At 59.9% G+C, this 23,248-nt stretch carries 14 protein-coding genes; all 14 read right to left on the bottom strand.

Annotated elements, in window-relative coordinates; translation table 11 throughout:
• Window positions 1–80: 80 nt before the first annotated feature.
• Window positions 81–1,418 (bottom strand): HlyD family type I secretion periplasmic adaptor subunit, encoded by a 1,338-nt coding sequence (locus tag ACMLHG_RS06600; protein WP_294434850.1) that lies wholly within the window; start codon window positions 1,416–1,418, stop codon window positions 81–83.
• The gene (locus ACMLHG_RS06595; protein ID WP_417169978.1) at window positions 1,418–3,568 is read right to left on the bottom strand and encodes a peptidase domain-containing ABC transporter; all 2,151 of its coding nucleotides are present in this window, start codon (window positions 3,566–3,568) and stop codon (window positions 1,418–1,420) included. Before ACMLHG_RS06595 ends, ACMLHG_RS06600 begins: the two co-directional genes overlap by 1 nt.
• A 417-nt stretch (window positions 3,569–3,985) precedes the next feature.
• Window positions 3,986–5,653, bottom strand: a complete 1,668-nt coding sequence (locus ACMLHG_RS06590) for a nucleotidyltransferase family protein (protein ID WP_417169977.1) — start codon at window positions 5,651–5,653, stop codon at window positions 3,986–3,988.
• Window positions 5,650–5,904, bottom strand: a complete 255-nt coding sequence (locus tag ACMLHG_RS06585) for a PqqD family peptide modification chaperone (protein WP_294434854.1) — start codon at window positions 5,902–5,904, stop codon at window positions 5,650–5,652. Before ACMLHG_RS06585 ends, ACMLHG_RS06590 begins: the two co-directional genes overlap by 4 nt.
• A 15-nt stretch (window positions 5,905–5,919) precedes the next feature.
• Window positions 5,920–6,819 carry a hypothetical protein gene (locus ACMLHG_RS06580; protein WP_417169976.1) on the bottom strand — a complete coding sequence of 300 codons (900 nt, stop codon included), beginning with the start codon at window positions 6,817–6,819 and terminating at the stop codon, window positions 5,920–5,922.
• Between the two features lie 287 nt (window positions 6,820–7,106).
• Window positions 7,107–15,815, bottom strand: coding sequence for an Ig-like domain-containing protein (locus ACMLHG_RS06575; protein ID WP_417169975.1), 8,709 nt, complete (start codon window positions 15,813–15,815; stop codon window positions 7,107–7,109).
• Between the two features lie 153 nt (window positions 15,816–15,968).
• Window positions 15,969–16,181, bottom strand: a complete 213-nt coding sequence (locus ACMLHG_RS06570; protein WP_417169974.1) for a hypothetical protein — start codon at window positions 16,179–16,181, stop codon at window positions 15,969–15,971.
• Window positions 16,182–16,362: 181 nt separating this feature from the next.
• The gene (locus ACMLHG_RS06565; protein ID WP_294434859.1) at window positions 16,363–16,617 is read right to left on the bottom strand and encodes a hypothetical protein; all 255 of its coding nucleotides are present in this window, start codon (window positions 16,615–16,617) and stop codon (window positions 16,363–16,365) included.
• 520 nt (window positions 16,618–17,137) lie between these two features.
• Window positions 17,138–17,617 carry a CYTH domain-containing protein gene (locus tag ACMLHG_RS06560; protein ID WP_294434861.1) on the bottom strand — a complete coding sequence of 160 codons (480 nt, stop codon included), beginning with the start codon at window positions 17,615–17,617 and terminating at the stop codon, window positions 17,138–17,140.
• Window positions 17,618–18,652, bottom strand: coding sequence for an aldose epimerase family protein (locus tag ACMLHG_RS06555; protein ID WP_417169973.1), 1,035 nt, complete (start codon window positions 18,650–18,652; stop codon window positions 17,618–17,620).
• 3 nt (window positions 18,653–18,655) lie between these two features.
• On the bottom strand, window positions 18,656–19,603 hold the full coding sequence (gene rnhC, locus ACMLHG_RS06550; RefSeq protein WP_417169972.1) for a ribonuclease HIII: 948 nt from the start codon (window positions 19,601–19,603) through the stop codon (window positions 18,656–18,658).
• Window positions 19,593–20,225 (bottom strand): recombination mediator RecR, encoded by a 633-nt coding sequence (recR, locus tag ACMLHG_RS06545; RefSeq protein WP_294434867.1) that lies wholly within the window; start codon window positions 20,223–20,225, stop codon window positions 19,593–19,595. Before recR ends, rnhC begins: the two co-directional genes overlap by 11 nt.
• Before the next feature lie 19 nt (window positions 20,226–20,244).
• Complete coding sequence (locus tag ACMLHG_RS06540; RefSeq protein ID WP_417169971.1) at window positions 20,245–20,568, bottom strand: YbaB/EbfC family nucleoid-associated protein; 324 nt, start codon at window positions 20,566–20,568, stop codon at window positions 20,245–20,247.
• A gap of 69 nt (window positions 20,569–20,637) precedes the next feature.
• On the bottom strand, window positions 20,638–23,229 hold the full coding sequence (secD, locus tag ACMLHG_RS06535) for a protein translocase subunit SecD (RefSeq protein ID WP_417169970.1): 2,592 nt from the start codon (window positions 23,227–23,229) through the stop codon (window positions 20,638–20,640).
• Window positions 23,230–23,248: the final 19 nt, after the last annotated feature.

Here is a 23,248-nt window from a genome sequence, read left to right as displayed (position 1 = left end):
GGCAAGCATGACGAAAAAAGGTGGATATCCGGCCCGATTGCGTCTGGAGGAGTTCCAACGGCCGTCGGGCCGGGGAAAGGTTACGGTTCGCGCGCGGCTTCGTCCAGCGCCTTGATCAGCGGGTAGAGCCAGTACTCGATCACCCGGCGGCGGTCGGTCTTGATCTCCGCAATCCCCTCCATGCCGGGAATCAGCCGGAAATTGTCCTTCACATGCTGAAGCTTGCCGGAGATGGTGATCCGCGCACGGTAATAGCTGGGCGATTCCTCCTGGTTGCCGGTGAAGGTGGAGCCTTCCCGCTGCAGGGTGTTTTCCGAGATGTTCCGGATGACGCCGTTCAACGTCCCGTGCTTCTGGAACGGATAGGCGTTCAGCTTGATTCGGACCTCTGAACCGATCGCCACTTTGCCGATGTCCTGCGGCCGGATTTCACTTTCCAGCTCGATCTCGCCGCTCAGCGGAATCAGCGTGATCAGCGCCTCCGCCTCGCGCACGGCCGACCCCGGCGAGAAAGAGGCGATCTCGTGCACCACCGCTTCGCAGGGCGCGCGCAGATAGACATATTCGATCAGCCGTTTCACCTTGTCGTACTCCTTGCGGGTCGAGATGAGGTTGCGGTCGACCGAAACCATCTCCTCGGAGATGCTGTTGCGCCACTCCTGAATGAACGAATTCTTCTCCGCCCGGGTGCTCCCCTGCTGGTGGGTGAGTTCGAGCAGGTCGTTCTCCAGCTCGTCCACGGTCGCCTCCATCTCCATGCGGGTGATCGAAATCTGGATCAGCTCCTTCAGCGAGGCCGCCTTCTTGTCGTGCAGGGTCTGGAACATCTCTTCGAGTTTCTTGACCGCGTCCAGCCGCTCCTGCTGTTTCATCAGCGAGTCCTTCCGGCTCTTGATCGAGGCGGCCACCTGGGAGAGCATGGCGTCGAAGTAGGCGATGCGCTGGTTGTAGTACTCCTGCCGCTGGCGGTAGATCGCGTACTGCCACTTTTCGAACTGGTTCCGGCCGGAATCCGGGTAGGGTTTCCGGTCGAATTCCGCCCGGAGCCGGTTGAACTGGGCGGTCAGGGTGTCGAGCTCATTTTTGAGCCGTTCCGCCTCCGCCTGGTTGAGCGCCGGGTCGAAGGTGATCAGAATCTGGTCCGGCTTCACCACGTCGCCGATCTTGACGTTGATCTCCTTGATGACCGAACGCTCCAGCGGCTTCATCACGATCGTCGGCCGGTCGGTCACCAGTTTGCCGTTCGCCTGGACGATCACATCCACTTCGGAGCACCACGCCCAGATCAGCACCGCCGCAACCAGCACCACCGGCAGCCAGACGCAGAGCCGGATCAGACGCGGCAGCCGTTCGTTCTTGATCTCCAGCGCATCCGGCTGGAATTCGATCACGGCATCGGAAACTTTCTCTTTCTTCATTATTTCACCTCTCCCATCTGCTGGCACCAGAACTCCTTGTAAATTCCATCGCGGCTCAGAAGCTCCTGATGCGTGCCGGAGTCGGACAATTCGCCGTTGTTCAGCACCAGAATCTGGTCGGCGTGGCTGACGATGCTCAGGCGGTGCGACACGATCAGCACGGTCCGCCCGCTGGCGATCGCCTTGAGATTCCGCTGGATCACCGCCTCGCTCTCCGGATCGAGCGCGCTGGTCGCCTCGTCGAAGATCAGCACCGGCGGATTGGTCAGCAGGGCCCGCGCAATGGCGAGGCGCTGTTTCTGGCCGCCGGAGAGGTTCGAAGCGTTCTCTTCGAGGACGGTGTCATAGCCGCGCGGCAGGCGCTGAATGAACTCATCCGCTCCCGCGAGCCGCGCCGCGTAGAGAATCTCCTCGAGAGAAGCGTTCTGCTTGGTGAGCGCGATGTTTTCGCGGACCGTGCCGCTGAAGAAGTAGTTCTCCTGCAGTACCACGCCGATGCTGCTGCGCAGGTGCGACTTGTCGATTTCGCGGATGTCGATGCCGTCGATCTTCACCAGACCGGTCGTGACCGGATAGAGCCCCTGGAGCAGTTTCGTCAGCGTCGTCTTGCCCGAACCGGAGCGGCCGACGAAACCGATGGTCGCTCCCTGCGGGATATGCGCGTTGAAGTGTTTGATCACCTGCGGCAGATCCTGCCGGTACTGGAAGGTGACGTTTTCGAAGGAGATTTCTCCGCGCAGCGGATTGCGCACGCCGCCGCCCCGCGGTTCCGGCGGGGTGTTCATCACCACGCCGAGCATCCGGACCGAGAGCGCGATCTGCTGGTATTCGTGGATCAGGCCGACCATCTTCACCAGCGGCCCGGTCACACGCCCCGCAAGCATCTGGAAGGCGATCAGCGCTCCGATCGAAATCGAGTAGTTGAATACCAGATATGCGCCGTACCAGATCACGCAGACGGTCATCATCATCTCGAGCATCTGGCTGAGACTGCGCGCCGTCATTGAAATCTTGCCCACCCGGAAGTAGGATTTGATGGCGTAGGCGGTGGAATCGTCCCAGATCCGTTTCTCCACCGGTTCGAGCGCCAGCGATTTGACCGTGCGGATGCCGTGAATCGCCTCGACCAGCATGCTCTGGCGCCGCCCTTCCGCCTGGTACAGTTCATCCAGCCGGTGTTGGAAGGGCTTGATCAGCGACGCGATCACCAGCGCCATCAATGCCGAGAAGGCCAGCACCACCAGCGTCAGCTGAACGCTGTAGCAGAGCAGAAACGGAATGAAGATGCAGAGCGCCGCCAGATCCAGCACCGTGAAGAAGAGATTGCCCGAGAGAAATCCCCGGATCCGCTCGGTCTGCTGCATGTGCTTGAGCAGCACGCCGGAGGGAACCCGTTCGAAGAAGTCCACCGGCAGCCGCATCAGGTGCTGAAAGGTCTTGGTCGCGGTCGAGATGTCGATCTTGTTGGTGGCGAAGAGCAGGAGGTAGCTGCGCACATATTCGACCAGCGTGTTGAACAAAATGGCGATCAGAATGCCGATGCCGAGCACGTTCAGCGTGTAGTAGGTGCGGTTCACCAGCACCTTGTCCACCACGATCTGGAAGAAGAGCGGAATGATCAGCGAGAAGATCGTCAGCAGCGCCACCATCAGCGCAATCTGCCCGAACACCCCTTTGAGCTTCAGAAATTCCGGAATGAACCAGCGGAGCGAGAAGGGCTGGTTCTCGTCGGCGAGCGAGTAGGTCTTCTTCAGCAGGATGCATTCGCCCGTGCACTCCTGCTCATATTTCTTCCGGTTCCAGAAGCGGAACTGTTTGCCCGGCGTCAGGTCTTCGGTGGGGTCGACGACCACCAGTTCGAGCTCTTCGCCGTTCTTGCGCAGGCCGCAGAGGACGAGGTAGGTGCCGGTTTTTTTGATTGCAATCGCCGGCATCACGCTGGAGGAGGCGAGGAGCTTCTTCCAGCCCAGCTTGAGTTTGCGGGTCTTGAAGCTGTAATCCGACGCGATCTGCCGGAAGAGGTTTTCGCGCACCTCGCCGTCGCCGACGGCGTATTCGTACATGACGCGGCGCAGATCCATCTGCGTATTGTGGTGCTGGGCGATGGCGGAGAGGCAGTAGAGGCGCGTCTGCTTGGTGTGGTCCACCATCGTCAGATTGCGGAAGATCAGGATTTCGCCGCCGAACTCCTTCTCGAGCATCTCCTGCGTGCGCGGTTCCGGCGTGTTCCCCTTGGCGCGGGCGGGATCGAATACCTGAATCTCCGCCATCTTCCACTGCAGCGTGTTGGTCAGCAGGAGCCAGGTGTTGTCCCGACAGCGGAAAAGGGCAGGGCCGTGGTAACTTTGAAAGATCTCCGTCGAGGTGACCTTCTCGGCGCGCAGTTTCTGGTCATTGGCCAGTTTGAGCAGCGTTTCCGCCGGATTCTTCAAATACTCCTCCCGGACGCTCTGCGGCACAATGGCGGAAAAATTCACGCTGCGCCGGAACTGGGCGAAGAGTATCTGCAGGCATAACAGCCCGCTCCAGGTTGATTTCTGATCCATATTCATCCTTCTGTTGAAAGGTTAACAATCCTTTTCCCGGCGATAGCGCAGTTTCAGCTCTGTCGCCTGCGGGAACTCCCGGGCCAGCAGAGCCCGCAGTTTCTCCGTTTCAGTACGTTTTTTGCGAAAATGGCGGAACAGTCCGCGCCGGTGCGGTTCCGACGTTTTCCCGGCAGGCGCCGCACCGCTGCTGTTGGCCAGAAATGGCATGATCGCCTCCGGATATTCGAGCAGTGCCAGGCGGCGGATCGCATAGCGCGCCCGTTCCGGAATCGCTGCGTCGGAGGTGAAGAGCCGCTGTCCTTCCGGAAACATCTCCGGAAACAGCCGGTAACAGAGCCCGAGGTCGAGATTCAGCTTCCACTCCCGGTTGAGCGAGCGGATGAGGTCGCGGTCCAGCGGGTACTTTTTCTGCAGATATGCCAGATCCAGCAGGGCGCGGCAGGCGAACTGCCAGCGGTCGAAGAACATGTTGTAAAGCGTCAATAGATAGTGTGCCTCCGGCGTCAGGCGGCGGCGGAGCGGATCGCCCGGCTCCGGACGGGAGCAGGGGAGGCTCCAGAGCATTTCCGGGTCGAAAAATGTGCGATTCTTCAGAATGTGCCAGTGCGGCTCCAGTGGCGGGAATCCCGGGTGGAAGAGCGTCGGCAGATGGTGGCGCTTGAAGAACGGGTGACGCTGTTCGCCGGATTGCCAGCCGTTTTCCTGCAGGGTGCGGAAAATCGTCTCCACCTCCGGGCGGCGGAACAGGATGTCCATATCCCGCCGGAGACGGAGCGCCGGATGCGGGTAGACCTCGTAGGCGAGTTCTCCTCCCTTGAGCGGGATGAACGAGGTCCCGGCGGCCCGGAACAGCTCCGCAAGCTGTTTCAACGCGCCGCTGTAACGCAGGTCATGCTGTGACTGCGTATAAAAATCCAGTTGAAAGAGCGACCGCCACTCCGGGGGCAGGGCGTCGGTCAGCGTGTAGTAGAAGAGCGGCGACAGCCCCTGCAGTCTGCCGCGGCGGCAAAGCTCCCGGCGCAATGGTTCGGATTGTTCGAGAAAAAGCGGCCGTGCCGTGCCGGATACCATCGCTCCGAGCAGTCGGAAAAAGAGGGCGGCAAAGCGCTCTTCGTTCTTCTCTTTGCCGGTTAATTCCCGCCGGGGGGCGCGTTTGATGAAGCAGGCACAGGGGAGACTGAGCCAGTGCCAGCGCCCCTCCTGCTCCATGGCAACGGGCCTCTTCCGCAGGTAGTAGACGCGGAGCCGGCCGAAATCGGCCTGTTCCAGCTGTTCCGCCCGGAGTTTGAACGGCAGCAGCCGGCAGAGGAGGCGGGCGAACTTGAGTTGAAGCTCGCGTCGCCGGAGAAGCCGCTGGTTGCGTCGGAACTCCGCGAGACCGGCCGCACCGCGCCGGAGCGGGGTGGTGACGCCGTCGCGTTCGAAAGAGGGACAGAGAAAAAGTTCCGTATCCGGAGCGAGCGGTTCATCCGGCTGCGGGTTGCCGTCGCCCTGCGTCTGGAAAAGCGGGGCGGTGCGGATCACCCGGTGCGCAATCTTCTTTCCCTGCCGGGAAAATACGACGATGTCGCCCGGTTCGACCTCGTTCCGCTCCACCTTCTGCAGAAAGACCCGGTCCCCGCTGCGGAGCAGAGGGGTCATGCTGAAGCCCGCGATGAGGCAGCTGGGAGCGGCGGCGGCGGTCATTCGGCGAGGTATCCTCCTGCCTGCAGCCGGGCGAGAAACTGATCCAGATCCTTTTCCGCCGAGGGCGGAAGCTCCCCGCAGGCCTCGGCCAGTGCTTGGAGGATTCCGGCGCGGTCGGCGCCCTGTTCGAGCTGTTTCCAGATGAAGGAGGCGGTCCGGTTCAGCATGAAGCTCTCTCCGGTATCCGGGCGGAACAGCACCGCGCTCTTGTCGAACTCTTCACGATAAATTACCAGCGGATTGATTTTCATAACGGTTCCCGCAAATCAGACATGTTTCAACGTTTCCCGCAGATTACCCTGCAGATGGGCCGCAAGGGCGAGCGGAGAATAGATTGTATCGATTTCATCCACGATCTTCCAGCATTCCAACACCAGCTGCCGCCGTTCCTCCACCGTCAGTGCGTACTGGGTGAAAAGCATATGCTGGTTGCAGGCGGCGAGAAGCTGGCCGTGCCACTTTTGAATCGTCACCGGAATCAGCTCCTCCCGTTCCGTTGCGGAACGGGTCAGCCAGAGAATCCGGCGAATCGGAATTTTTTCATTGACAGGATAGCGCAGCTCCTTTGCGGCAATTCCTTCCCGCAGACAACGGCTCCAGGTTGGGAGCGGTTGCGCGTAAAAACAGCTCCGCCCGTCCGCACCGGCTCCCCGGCTCAAAATCATGAGATCGTCACACAATCCACGGCCGCCGGCCGTCTGCCAGCGGCGGAAGGTGGTGCTTTTGCCGACTTCGCTTTCCCCGGTCAGCACGATTCCTTCGCCATCGTCGCGCAACAGCAGGCAGCCGTGAAACAGCACGACCTGACGCCCCTCCAATGTCGCGGCCATGACTGCGGCCAGCAGCGGCAGACGGTAGCGCAGACTCTCCTCCCAGGTCGGCGGCGGAACTTCCGCCAGACGGAAGTACAAGGTGTCCCCGCCGCGGTGGATCTCCACCCCCGGAACCGTCAGCACCGGCTCCGGGGAAACCCCATCGGGCAGGGCGCTTTTGACGGAAAGCAATTGCACCCGGCACTCTCCGCTCTCCCGCGAGGGCGGCTGCGGCATGGCGGTTTCATGGATGCGGGCGATGGTTTCAAGCACCGGTTGCGAAAATTCATCCAGCGCCCCGATGCGAAGGACGGTGCCGTTCGCGGCGATTATCGGCAGTTCCTGTAAGATCACGTTCAATTTCCCTGAGCTGAACAGGGTAGTTCAAGCTCTGATTCTGAAAACAAGATCAACACTCTTCCACATTTTGTATGAAAGAGTGTTGTTTTTTCAAGCTGAAAAGATTTCAGCTTACGACACAACCGGCGTCGGAACAACCGCCGCTTCCGCCACCGGGGCGGAGAGTTCGGTCATCGCCGGAGCCTCATAGGAGAACTTTTCCATTGTCTGGGTCCCTCTGGTTAATAGTTAATGATATGTCCCGCCGGAGAAAAATTGCTTTTTCTCCGGCGGAATCGCGATCAGTGAGAAGAAATAGCGGCGAACACCCCCTTGTTCTTCAACTCCTCGTAGTCGGACTGCTTCGTAAGATCGCCGTCGCCGTTTGCGGCGCAGTAGAACTTGACCGAATCCCAGCTGACGCCGTTGAGGGTGATGGAACCGGTGTGGGTTCCGTCATTCCAGGTCAGCGTGCTGCCAGAGATGGAGCAGTCGTTTCTGTCGATGCCGTCCAGATAGAGGGTGACGGTGCCGCCGGCGAGCTGCGTGATGGTGTCGCTGCCCCAGTCGAAACTGTTGCTGTAGCAGAAGATGTCGTCTCCGCCGCCGCCGTGCATCGTGTCATTACCGATTCCGCCGACCAGGACATCATCGTCACTTCCTCCATAGATCTTGTCGTTGCCGGCATCTCCGAACATGATGTTGTGACCGGCATTGCCCCAGAGGATGTCGTTGCCGTCTCCGCCGCGGACCGTCAGCTGCTTGCTGGCGTGTTCCTCATACGCGAACCGCGTACTGGTGAGGTCGACGATATCATCGCCTGCTCCTGCCTGAATTTCGCTCATCTTGCGGATTCTGGCATCGCTGCCGTTGGCGGTGTAGACGTCATCCAGGAAGAACGCGTCGCCATTGGCGTCATCGGTCAGGAACAGGGTCGTCGCATCATCGCTGCCGGTGAATACCGTCGAGAAACGATTCTTTCCGGTCAACGAGACAATTTCCTGCGTACCGCCCCAGGTACCGTCGCCGAGATGCTGGGCACTGAAACTGCCGTCCCAGGTACCGACCGGCATGGCGAAGAAGAGGTTGTCGTGACCGTCGTCCACCGCGACCACTTTGTCCGGAATTTCGGCCGTGGTGCTGGCCGCCGGAGTTTCCTCCACGATGGTGTTCACGACTTCGCCGGAAGCGTCCTTTTCGACAATTGTGATTTTGGTGTCTTCCGGCAATGCGTAGTGTTCAACCGAATTGCCGGAGAGTTCCACCGCCTTCGAACCTCCATCCGCGAAGTTGTAGATCACCTCGTAGGTGGTATCGGTCGTGGGCGCCAGCAGAATCACCTCCGCGTTGAGCTCCACATCGGCCGGAACCACGGTGACGTCGACCGCGGTTTCCACCGGATCGGTGATCCCCTGTTCGCGGAAGTACACCGTCGTGCTCGACGAGACGTTCACACCGGTCGTGGCGTCGTAGGTCAGCCATTCGCCGGTATCGCCGATCCGGTACTCGAGTACCGCCGCGGTGTTGCTGTAGTTCGCGTAGACGGTGACCGTCTCGCCGTTGTTTATCCGGACCTGCGAGCTGTAGAGGAAGTTCGCGGGTTCCGTCGGAACCGGTGCCGGCGTGAAGTCGAAGCTCTGCTCCGCGCTCGTCGCCAGATTGCCCGCCGCGTCGTAGACGTTGACCGTGTAGCTGTGCGTCCCGGCGGTGAGGGTCGAGAGATCCAGCGCGATCTCGCTGCCGGTCTGCACACCCAGCGACTGACCGTCGAGAATGAATTCGTAGCCGGTGACACCGAAGTTGTCCGTCGCCTCGCAGGTGAGGGTAATCGCATCGCTCGCCACATTGGAGCTGACCGACTGGATCACCGGGCTGTCGTAGTCCTTCACGACAACTTCGAGCCGTCCGGAGGTCGGCGAATCGGTGCTCAGGCCGTTTTCGCCATTTGCCGTGACCGAGATCCAGAAGCTCTGCGTCGTGTTTTCCAGCGTGAACTCCTGCCCGATCACGTCGGCGTCGAGCGTAACCTCGTCCACCGGGGTTGTCGCCGTCGCGCTGTCGTAGAGCTTCAGCGTGTAACCGGTGAGCAACCCGGCCGCTTCGAAGTTGGCGGTGAAGCTGTAGTAGCCATCCACCGAAGCGCCTTCCGCCTGCGTGACGCTCAGCTCGGTGGTGAAGTACGGCGCATCGGCGTTGTAGAGGTAGATGTTGCCATCCACCGCGCGGAGGAGGTAGTCCCCTGCCAGCGACTCGTCGAGGCTGAACGCCGTGGTGTCGTCGAAGCCGGTCGCGACAAGGTAGCGCGCTTCGGTGAGCGCATTGCTTCCCGCGGAGACCGAGATCGCCGGAGCGGTCCCCACCGCACTGCCGAGCACCAGCGCGGCATTTTCCGCGTTGTAGGCGCCGACTTCGATCGAGACCGTCGTCGTCGCGGCGTCGAATCCGGAATTCAGCGTGAGCGTCGAATCCGCAATGCTGATCTGCGTGGCGGAGAATACGTCTTCGACCGTCACGGCGGCATTGGTGATGTTCGCCACGTCGAAGTCGTAGACGTTGTTGAGCGTCGTCGTGTAGCGCGCCGCATCCGTCGCGCCGACGTTCAGCGTGCTGCTGCCGGCAACGGTGCCGCTGCCTTCGCTGCCGCCGTAGATGTCGCCGCCGACCGTGCCGCCGGAGAGGGTCACCACCGCGTCACCGGTGACATCCGCAAGATAGCCGCCCGCGTAGACATCGCCGGTCACCGTGCCGCCCGAAATTGTGACGGCTGCCGTTGCAACGGAAGAATCCTTATCAGCAGTGCCGAAGCCGCCGCCGTAGACATTGCCGTTGACAGTTGCAGTGCCCGCGAGGTTGACGGTAGAGGTTTCCTCCACCTGGCCGCCGCGGTTGCCGCCGCCGAAGACATTGCCGGTTACCTGCGCTTCTCCGGAGATATCGACCAGCGAGTTTTTGACATTGGTGCCTTCGCTTCCGCCGATGATCTTGCCGGTCACCTGTGCGTCACCGTTGATGATGACGGAGGCATTTCCTCCGGTCGCCGAAGGAGCGTCCGGATTATCCGGATTGTAGTTGACATTACCGTAGCTGCCGCCGAAGATGGCGCGTCCGGTGGATTCCGGATCCGTATCAACGGAAACCACGCCGCCGGAGATGGTGACGCTGCTGTCGCCCTTGACCTGTCCGCGCCAGGCGCCGCCGCCGACGATCGCATCGACCGCAATCGTGCCGCTGTTGATGTTGAGGGAGCTGCTGCCGTTGACGGTGCCGCCGCCCGCTCCCAGCAGGAAGCTGGTGTTCAGTGTCAGTTTACTGTCATCGGCGTCGACTTCCCCGATGTTCACCGTGGTGTTGCCGTAAACGGTCGCCGTAGTCCCCGCATACCCCGCACCGGAGAAATTCGGATCGCCGGTCCGCTCTCCCTCATAAGTGAAGGTCGTGGAGAGGAATTTTGTCGTGATGTTGCCGTAGACCTGAGCATTGCTGCCGCTCGCCAGCGGATAGTAGACCTGCCAGCCGGCATTGGTGTTGTTGATATCGACCAGATTGACGACGATGGCATCCGCAGCCACAGTACCGGTTTCGGGATCGATTTGATCCTTCGCCGAGGCGTTGACCTCCGTGACATCCTTGCCGACCACGGTAATCGCACCGATATCGCCGGTGACGTTGAGCCGGATCGGATCATCGGCCGGGAGACTCTTCACCGCGTTGTCCACCGTGTCGAACGCGTTGAGGCCGTAGTATGCCTTGGTCCCGTCGACGAAGGTCACCTCCTTATAGGCGGCAGCACTCTGCCACGCGCTGTTGACGTAAAGTTCCTTCGCGCCATCCGCCCGGACCAGATAGAGGTCGTTGTCAATGATTCTGGTGAAATAGTTGTTATTGCTCAGCTGAATGCTGCCGTAATCCGTAATGGAGCCGGAGCCGGTGCCGGTGTAGTCGATCAGCTTGTAGACTCCGAATTCGGCCGCACCGGTCATGTCGACGGTGATCGTGCCGCTGTTCTCCAGCGCGGTCGCGGTGACGATCTGCGAATCGACATCCATGTTGATGGCACCGCTGTTCTGGAAGACCCCTTCGCCGGAGTTATTTGTTCCGCCGAGGTTGTAGACCGTCAGGGTCGAGTTGTCCAGATTCAGCGCGCCCTTTTCGCCGATGAGGAACCGCATGTAGCCGGTGCCGTCCGCGGATCTTGCGCCGACGTTGATCGTGCCGTTGACGGCGGAGAGCGTACCCGCATAATCGGTCGAACCGACGAAGAGCTTGCTGGTGAGTTCCCCTTCCTGACCGGTGACGTTGAACGTACCGCCGTTCACGACAATCGAGGCGGTGGTGTTGGCGCCTTCCGCCGCGGCGGCGTTGTACTTGTCATCGTCACGTACCGCTGTGCCGATGGTCACGATGCTGGAGTTGGCCGTGCCGGTGATGTTCACCAGACCGGCCTGCGCACCGTCGGCATAGCCGGCATAGACTGTCATGACGCTGTTGAGCGTGCCGTTGACGTTCAGCGTACCCAGAATATTGCTGGATTCCCTTCCTGCCGTGAGTGTCGCACCTTCGTCGACGTTGATCGTGCCGGTCGCGTTGATGTTCGCATAGGTGATCTCCGCCGTCGAACCGGTCTTCACATTGTAGATGCTGCCGTTGGAGGCGTACCACGCGTAGGATTGGAAGGTGGTCCCTTCGCCGGAGGCGATATTCACCGTGATCCCCTGCGCACCCCCGGCGTTGTATTTGTATCCCTTCTCGTAGACGACCTCATTGCCGGAGAGTTCGCCGCGCAGCGTCACTTCCGCGCCGGATTCGACGAGCAGGTCCTTGGCGCCGCCTTTGAAGGTCACATCCGTGTCGTCGAGGAGGTTGACTGCACCGTCGATTGTCGCGGCGACCATGCTCGTTCCGGAAACGTTGACCGTACCGGAGTTCTCCAGCGCCACGCCGACTGTCAGGGTCGACGATGCCACATTGATGGTTCCCTTGTTTTCAATTGAACCATTCTCGTGTGTGAAGGTTGCGCCGTCGGAGAGATTCAGCGAACTCAGGCCGGAAATCAGGACCGGCATATCACTGTCAGTGTTGCCGCGCAATGTGACGGAGGCATTATCGCCTGTTACATTCAGTACACCACCTTTGCCGTATTCGGTATCGTAACGATCGTTTCCGATCAGCATCACTGCAGCCATCGGGCCGGAGGTGGAGTCGAGTGTACCGGTGACGTTCATCGTACCATATACCATGACCTGCGCAGCACCATTCTCCGGAGGAGTGACGGTTACACTACCGTTAATGTCCAGTTGTGTCGCAAGTTTTGCACCAAAACTGCCGACTGTGGTGAGATCTCCGTCGATCACCACATAGACATTGGCGTTTTTCTCTGCGTAGAACTGGCCGACTGTAAGTTCGCCGGAGACGGTGAACTTTTCTGCAGTCTCAGGGTTAAACTCCGCTGCTGTGTCGCTGTTGACGCCGAAACTCCACATGTTGTCGAATATCGCACCGTCGGAGGCAATCGCCATCCCCTGGGTAAATTCTGCATCAGCACTTCCTGCATAGTCGCCGGCCGCAATCGAAATCGTCGTAGTATCGTCCGCAATACCGACAACTGCTGTGTTGATTCCATCGAACGCGTTGAATCCGTAGTAGAAGCCCTCTTCTACCTCTGTCCCGATCTCGCTGCCGCTCCAGGTGGAGTTGACTTTCAGCGTGGTCATGTCGACATTCACGCGGTAAAGATCGTTTTCAACCACTGCGACGGAGCCGGAAATATCATTCCAGTTGGAAATCATTGCGGAATAATCCAGCGTGTTGCTGCCGGTGTTGTCGATGAGCTTCCAGACACCGCTGAACGTGTCGTCCATCCCGGAAACCGTAATTTCCGCTTCTCCACTGAATGCGCTGTAGGAATCGATTTTCAGCAGGGAATCCGCCGCCAGAGTGAAACTGCCGTCATAGGCCATATCTTGATCGCCGAATACCAGAATACCCAGATCAGCAACCGCCCCGCCTTGAATTGTGACATTCGCCTGTTCCACCAGTTCCATTGAGCGGAAGCTCACATTGGCAGCAACCGTGTCGTCGACGGAGCCAAAGATGTAGGTCGCACCGGAACGAACCCGGGCATTGTTCGCGATGGTTCCGCCGTTGGAAACCGTAACAACCGCGTCACCGGTGATGTAGAATTCCCCGTTGTAGCCGTCGCTCTGAAGCCGGGAGCCTTCTCCGGAAATGTTGAGATAGAACATCCCGTCATCCGCAAGGGCTTCTTCACTGCCGAAATAGAGTGCTCCGCCGAGGGAAACCTGTGCGCCGTCGGAAATGTTCAACGTGCCGGAATCACCGGTCCCGAATCCCATCGTAAGATTCCCTTCTCTGCCGGTATTGAGATACGCGCCGTCCGTAACCGTAACCGTACCTTTAAGCGTAACGGCAGGAAGCAATTCATCTACGTTCATCGCCCCGAATTGAATATTGGTGCCTTGCCCGAGTGTGGCATCGGTGATGGAGAAGGCACCGGTCTTCGTTGCAGCGAACTCCGCATCAACAACAGCTTCACCGGTCACATTAATCGCACCGTTGTTGGTGACGCTCTGCGCGCTGAAGCTGCCGTTTGTGATATTGAGACTGCTCTTGCTGTTGAGCCCGACATCCGCCGTGGAGGCATCCAGTTCGCCGCCAGTCACGTTGACCACGCCGACCGCCTCGGCATCACCGACACTGCCGATCTGCAGAGTTTTGGCGACCTCCATTCTGCCGCCCTCTTCCACATTGACCGTGGCATCCTTGGAAACGGAGGCATCCGCACGATGACCGACCTTCAACCCGGAACCGAAGATCGCTTCACCGTTCTCCAGGATATTGAGAACAGTCTCGCCTTCGTGTTCGCCGTAATCACCGCCGAGAGAGGCCGCTTCGGCGCCGACAAGAGCGGCGGATTCAAACGTCGAAACGGCTCCGGAATCATCGCCGCCGACCGTGATTTCTCCACCCATACCGAAATAGCTGTTGGTCAGCGTCACACTGCCGCCGTTCACAATCGACAGCTTGCCGCCTTCGCTCTGGTACAGCTGATTTACCGTGATTTCGCCGCCGTCAACCGTGACGACGGAGGTCGCATAGAACTGAACCGAAAATCCGGCGGTCAGCGAGCCGCCGTTCGTCACATTGAGGACACCGGAGGCGCCGCCCCAGTCATCGCCGACATAAAGCCCGAAATCGCCGCCGTTGCTCGCCGTAACTTTGCCGCCGTCGATGTTCAGGACGCCGTTGCCTTTCGTCGTGTAGTTGCCGACCAGGCCGCTGACATAAAGCGCACCGCCGGAGACGTTCAGTTCACCGCCCGCATTCACATTCACTTCGGCGTCCTTCGTCTCCCGATGACCGATTACCAGTCCGGCCTGCGCATTCACCACGCCGCCGTCGCTCACGTTGAATACGGTCGCATCATCGAGTCCGCCGATCGCGGAGGCTCCGGCGGAAGCCGGTTTCCCCGGCACCGAACCGGTCAGATTCAGCGTCGCTCCCGTTACGTCGGTCTTGCCGCCGGTCGCGAGATAGCCGATGTTGACCGTTGCACCGTCGGAAATTGCCAGCGTTGCGCTCTCATCCATCGTCAGATTGGCATAGACGGTGAACGTGGTCCCGTCACCGGTGATGACAACATCGCTCTCCGGAGCGAACCGGCCGCAGTTGCCGCCGCCGGTCACCTCGACCGCCGCACCGCCGGAAATCTCCAGACTCGTGGGAACCGCATCCGGATTTTCCAGACCGACAATGAATTTCGTATTGGAGACCGAGCCTCCGGTAATCCTGTTGCCTTCTCCGGTATAGACGACCGTACCGCTGCCGGTCAGCGTATTGCTGAACTCGGTTCCGCCCTTGAAGTTCACCGTGCCGTCGTTGGTCAGCGTGGCGAAGGTCGCGGTGGCGGAGGAAATGTCGATGGTGCCGGTGTTCACGAAATTGTCATTGGCAAGCTCGCTCACATCGAAGACGGCGTTGTCTGCAATGATGATCTTACCTTCATTCTGTACGTAAGTGTAGTAGCTAAGCTCCGTTCTGCCGTCGGTGTAAAGCTTGAAGAGGCTGCCTTCGCCGGTGACGGTCAGCGTGACGTCATTGTCGTTGGCAAAGGCGAGCGTATCCGCCACGAATTGACCGCCCGCGGAGATCGTCGCGAACATGCCGTCGGCATACTGCGCCACGACGTCCATGTGCTGCAGCGAAGCGCTCGCCTCTCCGAAGGTCACCGCACTGGCGCCGGAGACGGTCATGGTCCCCTTGTTGGTGACCGTCATGCTGTCGCCGGTGTCATATCCCAGCAGTTTCGGCGTCAGCCATTTGGACATCTTCATCGTTCCGCCGTCAACCACCAGCGAACCGCGGTTGTGAACCTCGCCCACAACATCGAGTTTTCCGGTTACCACCAGTTCCGAATAGGGGCGGATATAGACCGCGCCGGATTCTGCATTTCCATCAGACTTATATTTCTTAACCGAAACATCCCCGGCGATCTTAGCATGCGCAAAGTAAACGCGCTCACCGCTGTCAGCCGTCGTGACTTCGTCTGACAAGCCTTTTCCGATATCCAGAAGGCCGTCATCGAGTCTGCCCTTGATGTACAAGTCCACATTTGCGCTTTCGGTGATCGTGAGAGTGCGGTCCTCGTCTTTGGATCCCGTCAGCATCAACTGAGCGCTCCCCACATTGCCGGAAAGGACATTATTACCGGTCGTTGCAATGATGTTTCCGGTTGCCGTAAGCTTGGAATTATTCCAGGAGGCGAGGCCATATCCATTCATGGAGATGTTTTCTGCATCGACATCCGTCAGAATGGTAATAGTCTCGCCGGGCTTGACTGCCGCCTGCGCGTTTTCAAAACTCGTATAACGAGTGTCACCAATTGCCGCGACATAACCGGCTTCGTCCACGCCGATCGTCCCGTCACTGTTCGGACTCCATGTTGTGGCTCCATCCGTGTAGCCACCTTTCGCCTCATCATAAGTGATCGCCATACTTTTACCCCCTTAAGATTTTATAAGATTCTTAATCCTTAAATTACAATCCCCGTAAAAAAAAACAAGAAGACCCAGGGCGCGCAAATTGCGCGCCTCTGCTGTCTTCTTGTCTCTCTCTTCGGTGCAATACACTTATCAAAAAATCCCGCCTCATAGCCGGAGCCCCCCTCTCTGCCGGCAAATCTCCCGGCGGTTGAAGCGGAGTGCGGTCGCCGTATTCCGGAACGCTGCTCCGATTTTCCGGCCGACCCGCCGGATCAGCCCGAAAACGGTGATGCGGAAGTTCTCCGGCAACACCGTTCCGGCCAGGGTGCACAGGGAGGATACCGCCTCCTTTACCGTGCAGAAAAAATGCGGCTCCATTCTCTCCGGTGCCGTGCACACGTAAGTCGACGCTCCACCGCAGTCAGACGCCACACGCCAGCACGAGCACTCCTGGAACGCATTCCCGCATACGACAAAATGCATCCCGAAGCACTCCCCTGCAATGTCGGCAAACTGCAACTGTTTCACGCCCGCGTCTCCCCCGGGTTCGACAATGGAACTATTTCTCTTTCGACGCCGCCTTTTCGTTCTTCTGAAGCACACCCGCTTCGAGCAGCTTGTCGATCAGCTGCTGCATCGAATTGAAGGCGTTCAGGAACCCCTGCGGCGGCATGATGATCCGCACATTGCTCTGCGGCACCGGCGCTTTCCCCTCCGCATCGGGCTGCAGGGTTACGAAGTCGAAGCGGACCATGCCGCCCGCAAAATGAATCTGCCCGATTCCGTCCGCAAAGATCTCTTTCTTCTCGCTCATGCCGTGTCCTTCCCTTTGTCAATGATGGAACTCTTCCCCCCGGACGCCGGACAACAAATGCCGCAACGCGCCGGAGCACTTCTCAATTTTACGGGAACAAATTTCGAGGAGTTGTTTGCACGAGAGCGCCGGAACGGTAAACCCCGACGGAATCCCGCCTGCCGCGGATGCTTTGCTGACAAAACAGCCGCCATGCAGAAAAATCACATTTTCCCCCCGGCTCTCCAAGCCGTGCACATTCCCTCATTGTCCCCGAAGGCGACAGCAGATAAGTGCTGCTTCCCCTTTTCTCTCTAATATATTATACTGCCTTGGACTTTAAAATGCAACCCGGGTTTGTAATTTTTTTTTCATATTTTTGAAAATGGTTTCTCTTTTCGAAATATATCGGCAAATACAAAAAAATCCGACGGGAGAATCTCGTCGGATCGGATGGAAAAATCGGATGTCATTCCGGGAGACGTTTCCCGGTTCGGCAAGGTGTGGAACTCGGCGTGCCCCCCGGTTGCAAAATGTCGCCTCAGCGGCGGAGACGCCAGGGGCGGCGGCTGAGCGCACCGTTGGTGTAGGCCGGATTCCCGCTCACCTCTTCGCCCAGCCATTCCGGATGCGGGCAGGGGGCGTCCGCGGTCGGGAGCTCGATCTCCGCGGTGAACAATCCCTCGTTGAGTCCGAAGTATTCGTCCACCTCCCAGAAGAGCCCGTCTCCGGCCGGGAAGGTGTAGCGGCACTTCTCCACCACCCGGGTGCCGCAGAATTCCCGCAGCATCGCCTCGGCGTCTGCGACCGGAATCTCATATTCAAATTCACTCCGGGCAAGACCGTTTGGCTCCCCCTTGATCGTGAGAAACGCACGGGCCCCGGCGATCCGGACCCGGACCGTCGGGGATTCGCCCGGAACTCCGGCGAAATATCCCTGCTTCATCGTCACGCCTTCGCCCGCTCCGGCACGCCAGGCGTCGGAGCGGAGCAGGAATTTGCGTTCGATTTCGACGCCCATTCAGCGTGCGACTCCGAAGCGGTAGACGGTCTTCTGGTGGTAAACCTGGCCCGGTTCCAGCCGGATGCTCGGGAACTCCGGATGATTGACCGCATCCGGCCACGCCTGCGCCTCCAGGCAGAAGGCGCCGAACTGCGGATAGTGGTTCCCGCTCTTGCCGCGGATACTGCCGTCGAGGAAGAAGCCCATGTAGAACTGAATTCCCGGCGCGGTGGTCGAGACATTCATCGTGATGCCGGTGCGTTCCGAAGCGGCGGTCGCGACATTCTCCTTGAACTTCCCGTCGCGGTCGGCGAGCACGAAGTTGTCGTCGAAGCAGTTCGGCAGTGCCCGGTGAATCTCCTCGAAACGGACGGGCTGCCGCAGGTCGTAGACGGTGCCCGCCACCTCCGGATTGCGTCCGGTCGGCTGGAGCAGCGCATTCACTTCGGTGTGGCGGTCCGCCGCAATCCGGATCGTGTGCCCGTCACAGCTGCCGGAACCTTCGCCGTTGAGGTTGAAATAGGCGTGGTTGGTCATGCTCACGACGGTGGTTTTGTCGGTTTCCGCACGGTAGTCGATCGAGAGCGAATTATCCTCGCCCACATGGTAGGTCACTTTGACTTCCACTTTGCCGGGGAAGCCCGCATCGCCGTCCGGACTGGTCAGCGCAAGTTCCAGTGTGGCGTCGTCGATCACCGTCGCCCGCCACTGGCGGCGGCCGTAGCTCTTGCCGCCGTGCAGCGTATTGGGGCGGTCGGTGTCGTTGCATTCGAGCTGGTAGCATTTTCCGTCCAGCTCGAATTTCCCGCCGGAAATCCGGTTGGCCACCCGGCCGATCAGGGCTCCGAAAAAGGGATCGTTTTCCACATACTCCGACGGTTCGGCAAAGCCGAGCACCACATCGGTCAGCTTCCCGTCACGGTCGGGCGTGAGCAGCCGCACGATCGCGCCGCCCCAGTCGGTGATGTCTGCCCCGAATCCGGAGCGGTTGCGCAGCGAATAGAGATGTGCGGCGGTTCCGTCCGGCAGATTGAAAAATGTTCTGGATTCCATGATTTACTCCTCTCCGACCGGCATCCCGGTCAACTCATTGCAGGTTTTGAAATGCGTTTTCGCACAGCGCTGGAAAATTTCCGCTCCATGCGTTTCCAACAGTTTTTTCCCAGCGGCCCGCACGTCGGCTCCGCAACCCCGGGGCAGGGGGATCCCGACTTCGGCGGAGAGTTTCTCCATCCCCTTCAGGAACTGTTCCCGCGCGAGAATGCTCGCCGCCGCGACCGCAACATCCGATTCCGCCTTGGTCCGCTGGTCCAGCTGGATGGAGCGCCCGCGGGTGAGGAGCGCCCGCTGAATCAGACGTTCATCGCCGAACTTATCCGAAAGCATCCGGGGGCAGGTCGGAACTTTTTCCAGCAGATTTTCAATCGTCCGCGCATGGCCCCAGGCGAGCAGCCGGTTCAGATTGCCGATCTCGCGGTAAAGGCGGTTGTAGGTGGCCGGGCAGAGCATCACCACTGCCCAGCGCCCGGCGGTGATGGCGCGGATTTTCCCCGCCAGATCCATGATTTTTTTCGAACTGTGAATCAGTTTGGAGTCGCAGCAGCCGATTTTCCGCAGTTCCGGACCGGTTTCCGCGTCGGCGTAGACGCCCGCGATGACCAGCGGGCCGAAGAAATCCCCTTTGCCGCTCTCGTCGATGCCGCCGTGCGGATCGACCGGCTCTTCCGCCGCCTCTCCCCCTTCGAGTCCGAAGGTGAAGGTATGCAGAATTTCCGGCTCCAGAAGGAAACTTACGAAGTCGGCTGTCCCGCCGCCTTGCACCACCAGCTTGCCGGAGGTGTAGGCCGCCACCGATACCTTTTCCTGCCGGTTCACCGCCTTCCAGCGGGCGTAGGCGAGGGGGGAGAACTCCCAGTTGCCGCGGCTCTGCAGCAGCGTCTCCAGCGCTTCGGCCTGCTCCGCCGTAACGGCGGTGACGTAACTGGTCGGTCGGTCATTCGCCATGGCGTCCGCCTCCGAGCACGGTTCTGCCGTTGAGCGCGGCGGTGATGGTGGCGCCGTCGGCGAAGGAGAGGTTGGCTCCGGCCGGAAGTCCCAGCGCGGGCTGGGTCACCTTCACCGGCGCGTCCTTCAACAATTCGGCAAGGTAGATCGCCGTGGCGCGCCCCTCCACATCCGGACTCAGCGCCAGAATGATCTCCTTCACCCGGCCGGAATTGGCCAGGTCGATCAGCGCGGGAAGATTCAGACCCGAACCGTTCTCCGCATCGAGCGGCGAGAGCCGTCCCCCGAGCACATGGTAGCGCCCGCGGAAATTGCCGCTCGACTCGATCGCAATCACCTGGGAGGCGTTCTCCACCACGCAGACCGTCGTCGCGTCGCGCGCCGGCTGGCGGCAGATGAAACAGAGTTCCCCGGCGTTGGCCAGCATGCCGCATTCCGGGCAGCGCCCTACGCTTTCGGGCAACCCGGCGATCAGCTTCCCGAGCAGCCGGAGATTTTCCGGCTCCCAGTTGAGCATCGCCAGCACCAGCCGCTCGGCGCCGCGGCGGCCGATGCCGGGGAGCTGGCGGAACGCTCCGACCAGCTCTTCAACTGCATCCGGATAGTGCTGCGGTGCGGTCATGACGCTGAAATCTCCCGACTCAGAAAATTCCGGGCAGGTTCAGGCCGAGCCCGCCGGTGATCTCATTCATCTTCTCCTGGGCCGCGGCCTTGGCCGCCGCAACCGCGGAGTTGGTGGCGACCAGAATCTGGTCCTCCAGAAGTTCGCGGTCCTTGAGCGCCTCTTCGGAGAGTTCCACCTTCTTCACCCGGAAGTCGCCGGAGACGGTGATCTTCACCTGGCTGCCCGGACTGGTCGCCGAAAACTCCATCGTCGGGAGCTCTTCCTTGAAGGTTTTGAGGTTCGCCTGAATCTCCTTCGCCTTCGACATCATTTTTGCCATTTCGGCCAGATTGCCAAACATAAAATAACCTTTCGTTGCATTGAAAAAACGGCCCGGGGATTCCCGGGCCGGTATCGGTTCTCTGCCCGGTTACCGCTTTTCGGCGGCCGGAGCGTTCGCCATGGTTTCCCGCTTCGACCGCATCCGGCGCATCAGCGCCACCATCGGTCCGGCGAGGAACACCGAGGAGTAGGTGCCGACGATGATGCCGAGCATCATGATCAGCACGAAGTCGTTGATCGCGACGCCGGCACCGAGGAAGAGCACGAAGACCACGATGAAGGTGGTCAGACTGGTCAGCATCGTCCGGTTCAGCGTCTGGTTGATCGAAAGATTGACGTTCTCTTCGTAGGTCTTGCAGGTCTTGAGCGACGCATTTTCGCGGATGCGGTCGAAGATCACCACCGTGTCGTTGATCGAATACCCGATCACCGTCAGCAGCGCGGCGATCACCGTCAGCGAAATGGTCCGGCCCAGCGCGAGGAAGATGCCGGTCACGATGATCACGTCGTGGAGCAGTGCAAGGATGCTTGTGAGCGCGTAGGTGAACTCGTACCGCAGCGTCACGTAGGCGCCGATGCCGATGATGGAGAAGGCAATGGCCAGCAGCGCCGCCTTGGTGAACTCCCAGCCGATCAGACCGCCGATGCTGCTTTCCAGACCGTTGGAGAGTTTCGCCGTCGGAAACTCCTTGTTGAGCAGCGAAGCGAGGTGATCCATCGGGCTTTCATTGGCGTTCGCCTTGGTCAGGTCGCCGCGGACAAGGATTTCCACCTTGCTGTTGTCGGTCGCCGCCGCCGCGTTGTACTTGTAGGTGACGGTGGCGTCGTAACCGGCCTTTTTCAGCGCGGCTTCCAGCTTCTCCTGCGGAATCTGTTCGGCGTAGGTGAAGGTAACCTGCGTGCCGCCGGTGAAGTCGACGCCGAGCATCGACTTGCCGCGGACGAAGAAGACCACGATCGAGAGCAGAATCAGAATGCCGGAGATGGTCATCGCCTTGCTCCACATCCGGTTGAAGTTGAACTCCGTCTTCTTGAAGAACTGCATCATCGGCAGTGCGCTCAGACGGGTGTAGCGGAAGAGGTAGTCGAAGATCAGCCGCGTCACGAAGAGCGCGGTGAAGAGACTGGTCAGAATACCGATGCTCAGCGTCACCGCGAATCCCTTGATCGCGCCGGTGCCGACGCTCATCAAAATGATCGAGGTGATGAGGGTGGTCAGGTTCGCGTCAAACACCGCCGAAAACGCCTTCTGATAACCGTAGTCGACGGCATTCATGAGGCTTTTGCCGCTCTTGAGCTCCTCCCGGATTCGTTCGAAGACCAGCACGTTGGCGTCCACCGCCATGCCGATGGTCAGGATGATACCGGCGATGCCCGGCAGTGTCAGCGTCGCATTGAACGCCGCCATCGCTCCGAGGATCAGCACCACGTTGAGGGCGAGCGCGACGACCGAAATCAAACCGGCGACCCGGTAGTAGACGCACATGAAGATGGCGACCAGCACCAGGGAGATCGCTCCGACCCAGATGCCGTTCGCCACGTTGGAGGCGCCGAGTTTCGGGTCGGTGTCGAAGACCGCATCCACCTTGATCTGGAAGGGGAAGCTGCCGCTGACCAGCGCATCGGCGATGCTCTTGGCCTCCTCATTGGAGAAGCGTCCGGAAATCTCCGCGCTGCCGCCGGTGATCGCCTGATTGACGACCGGTGCGCAGTAGAGGTTGCCGTCGAGCACGATGGCGAGCTGGCGGCCGATGTTGCGGGAGGTGACCCGGGCGAAATCCTCGGCGCCCGCCTGGCTGAAGCGCAACTGGATCTTGCGCTGGCCGAACTCATCCTTGGTGGCCATCGCGTTGGAGATTCCCTTGCCGGTCATCTCCGGAATCTTGTTGACGAAATAATACTCCACCTTCGGCTCCTGGCCGGGGCGGAATTCGCTGGTGGTCAGTAGTTCGTAGCCGACCGGAACCACGAAATTGTTCTTGTCGGCGAGGTACTGCTTGACCAGTTCGGCGTTGTTTTCGTGGACGAGGCGGAAGTTCAGCCGCGCGCTCATCTTGATGAGGTTGAGCAGCTTGAGTTTCTCATCCTTGGCGACCACCGGCGCGCGGAGCGCGACATAGGAGCTGCCGGAAGGGGCGATTTCCGCTTCGAAGATCTTCTGCCCCTCCAGACGCTTGCGCAGAATTTCGATCGCGATGTCGCGGTAACGGTCGAATTCGGACGCCATGCGCGCCTGCATCTCCTCGCGGGAGGCGGCGTTGGTGTCGTCCTCCTTGAACATCGCCAGAAACTCCTGGTCCGGCACCAGCTGGAGGATGAATTCCACACCGCCGTTGAGGTCGAGTCCGAGACGGATCGAACTCGAGGCGTTCTTGCGGATCAGGCTCATCACATCGCGGTTGTCCTGCAGGTCGTTGCCGTTCACTTTCTTCGTGAGATCCAGCCCTTTCGCGTCGGCTGCCTGCAGCAGCGCCTGCGACTGGTAGAGCTGAGGATTGGCTTCCTGGAGCGCTTTCGCCTCCTTCACCACCTGGTGGGCCTCGGGATCCTGCTTGTCCTTGAGCATGCCGAGGAAGGTTTCATAATAGTCGCGCTGGAAGAGCGGATGGATCGCCAGCGTAAAGACCAGCACCACCACCACGGTGATCAGCGTGCGCAAAATCAACGGCCGCTTGTTCATACGTTCAACCTTTGTATCC

The sequence above is a fragment of the Victivallis sp. genome (assembly GCF_048170485.1).
In the GTDB taxonomy this organism is placed as follows: Bacteria; Verrucomicrobiota; Lentisphaeria; order Victivallales; family Victivallaceae; genus Victivallis.
This window is presented reverse-complemented; position numbering and strand designations above follow the sequence as displayed.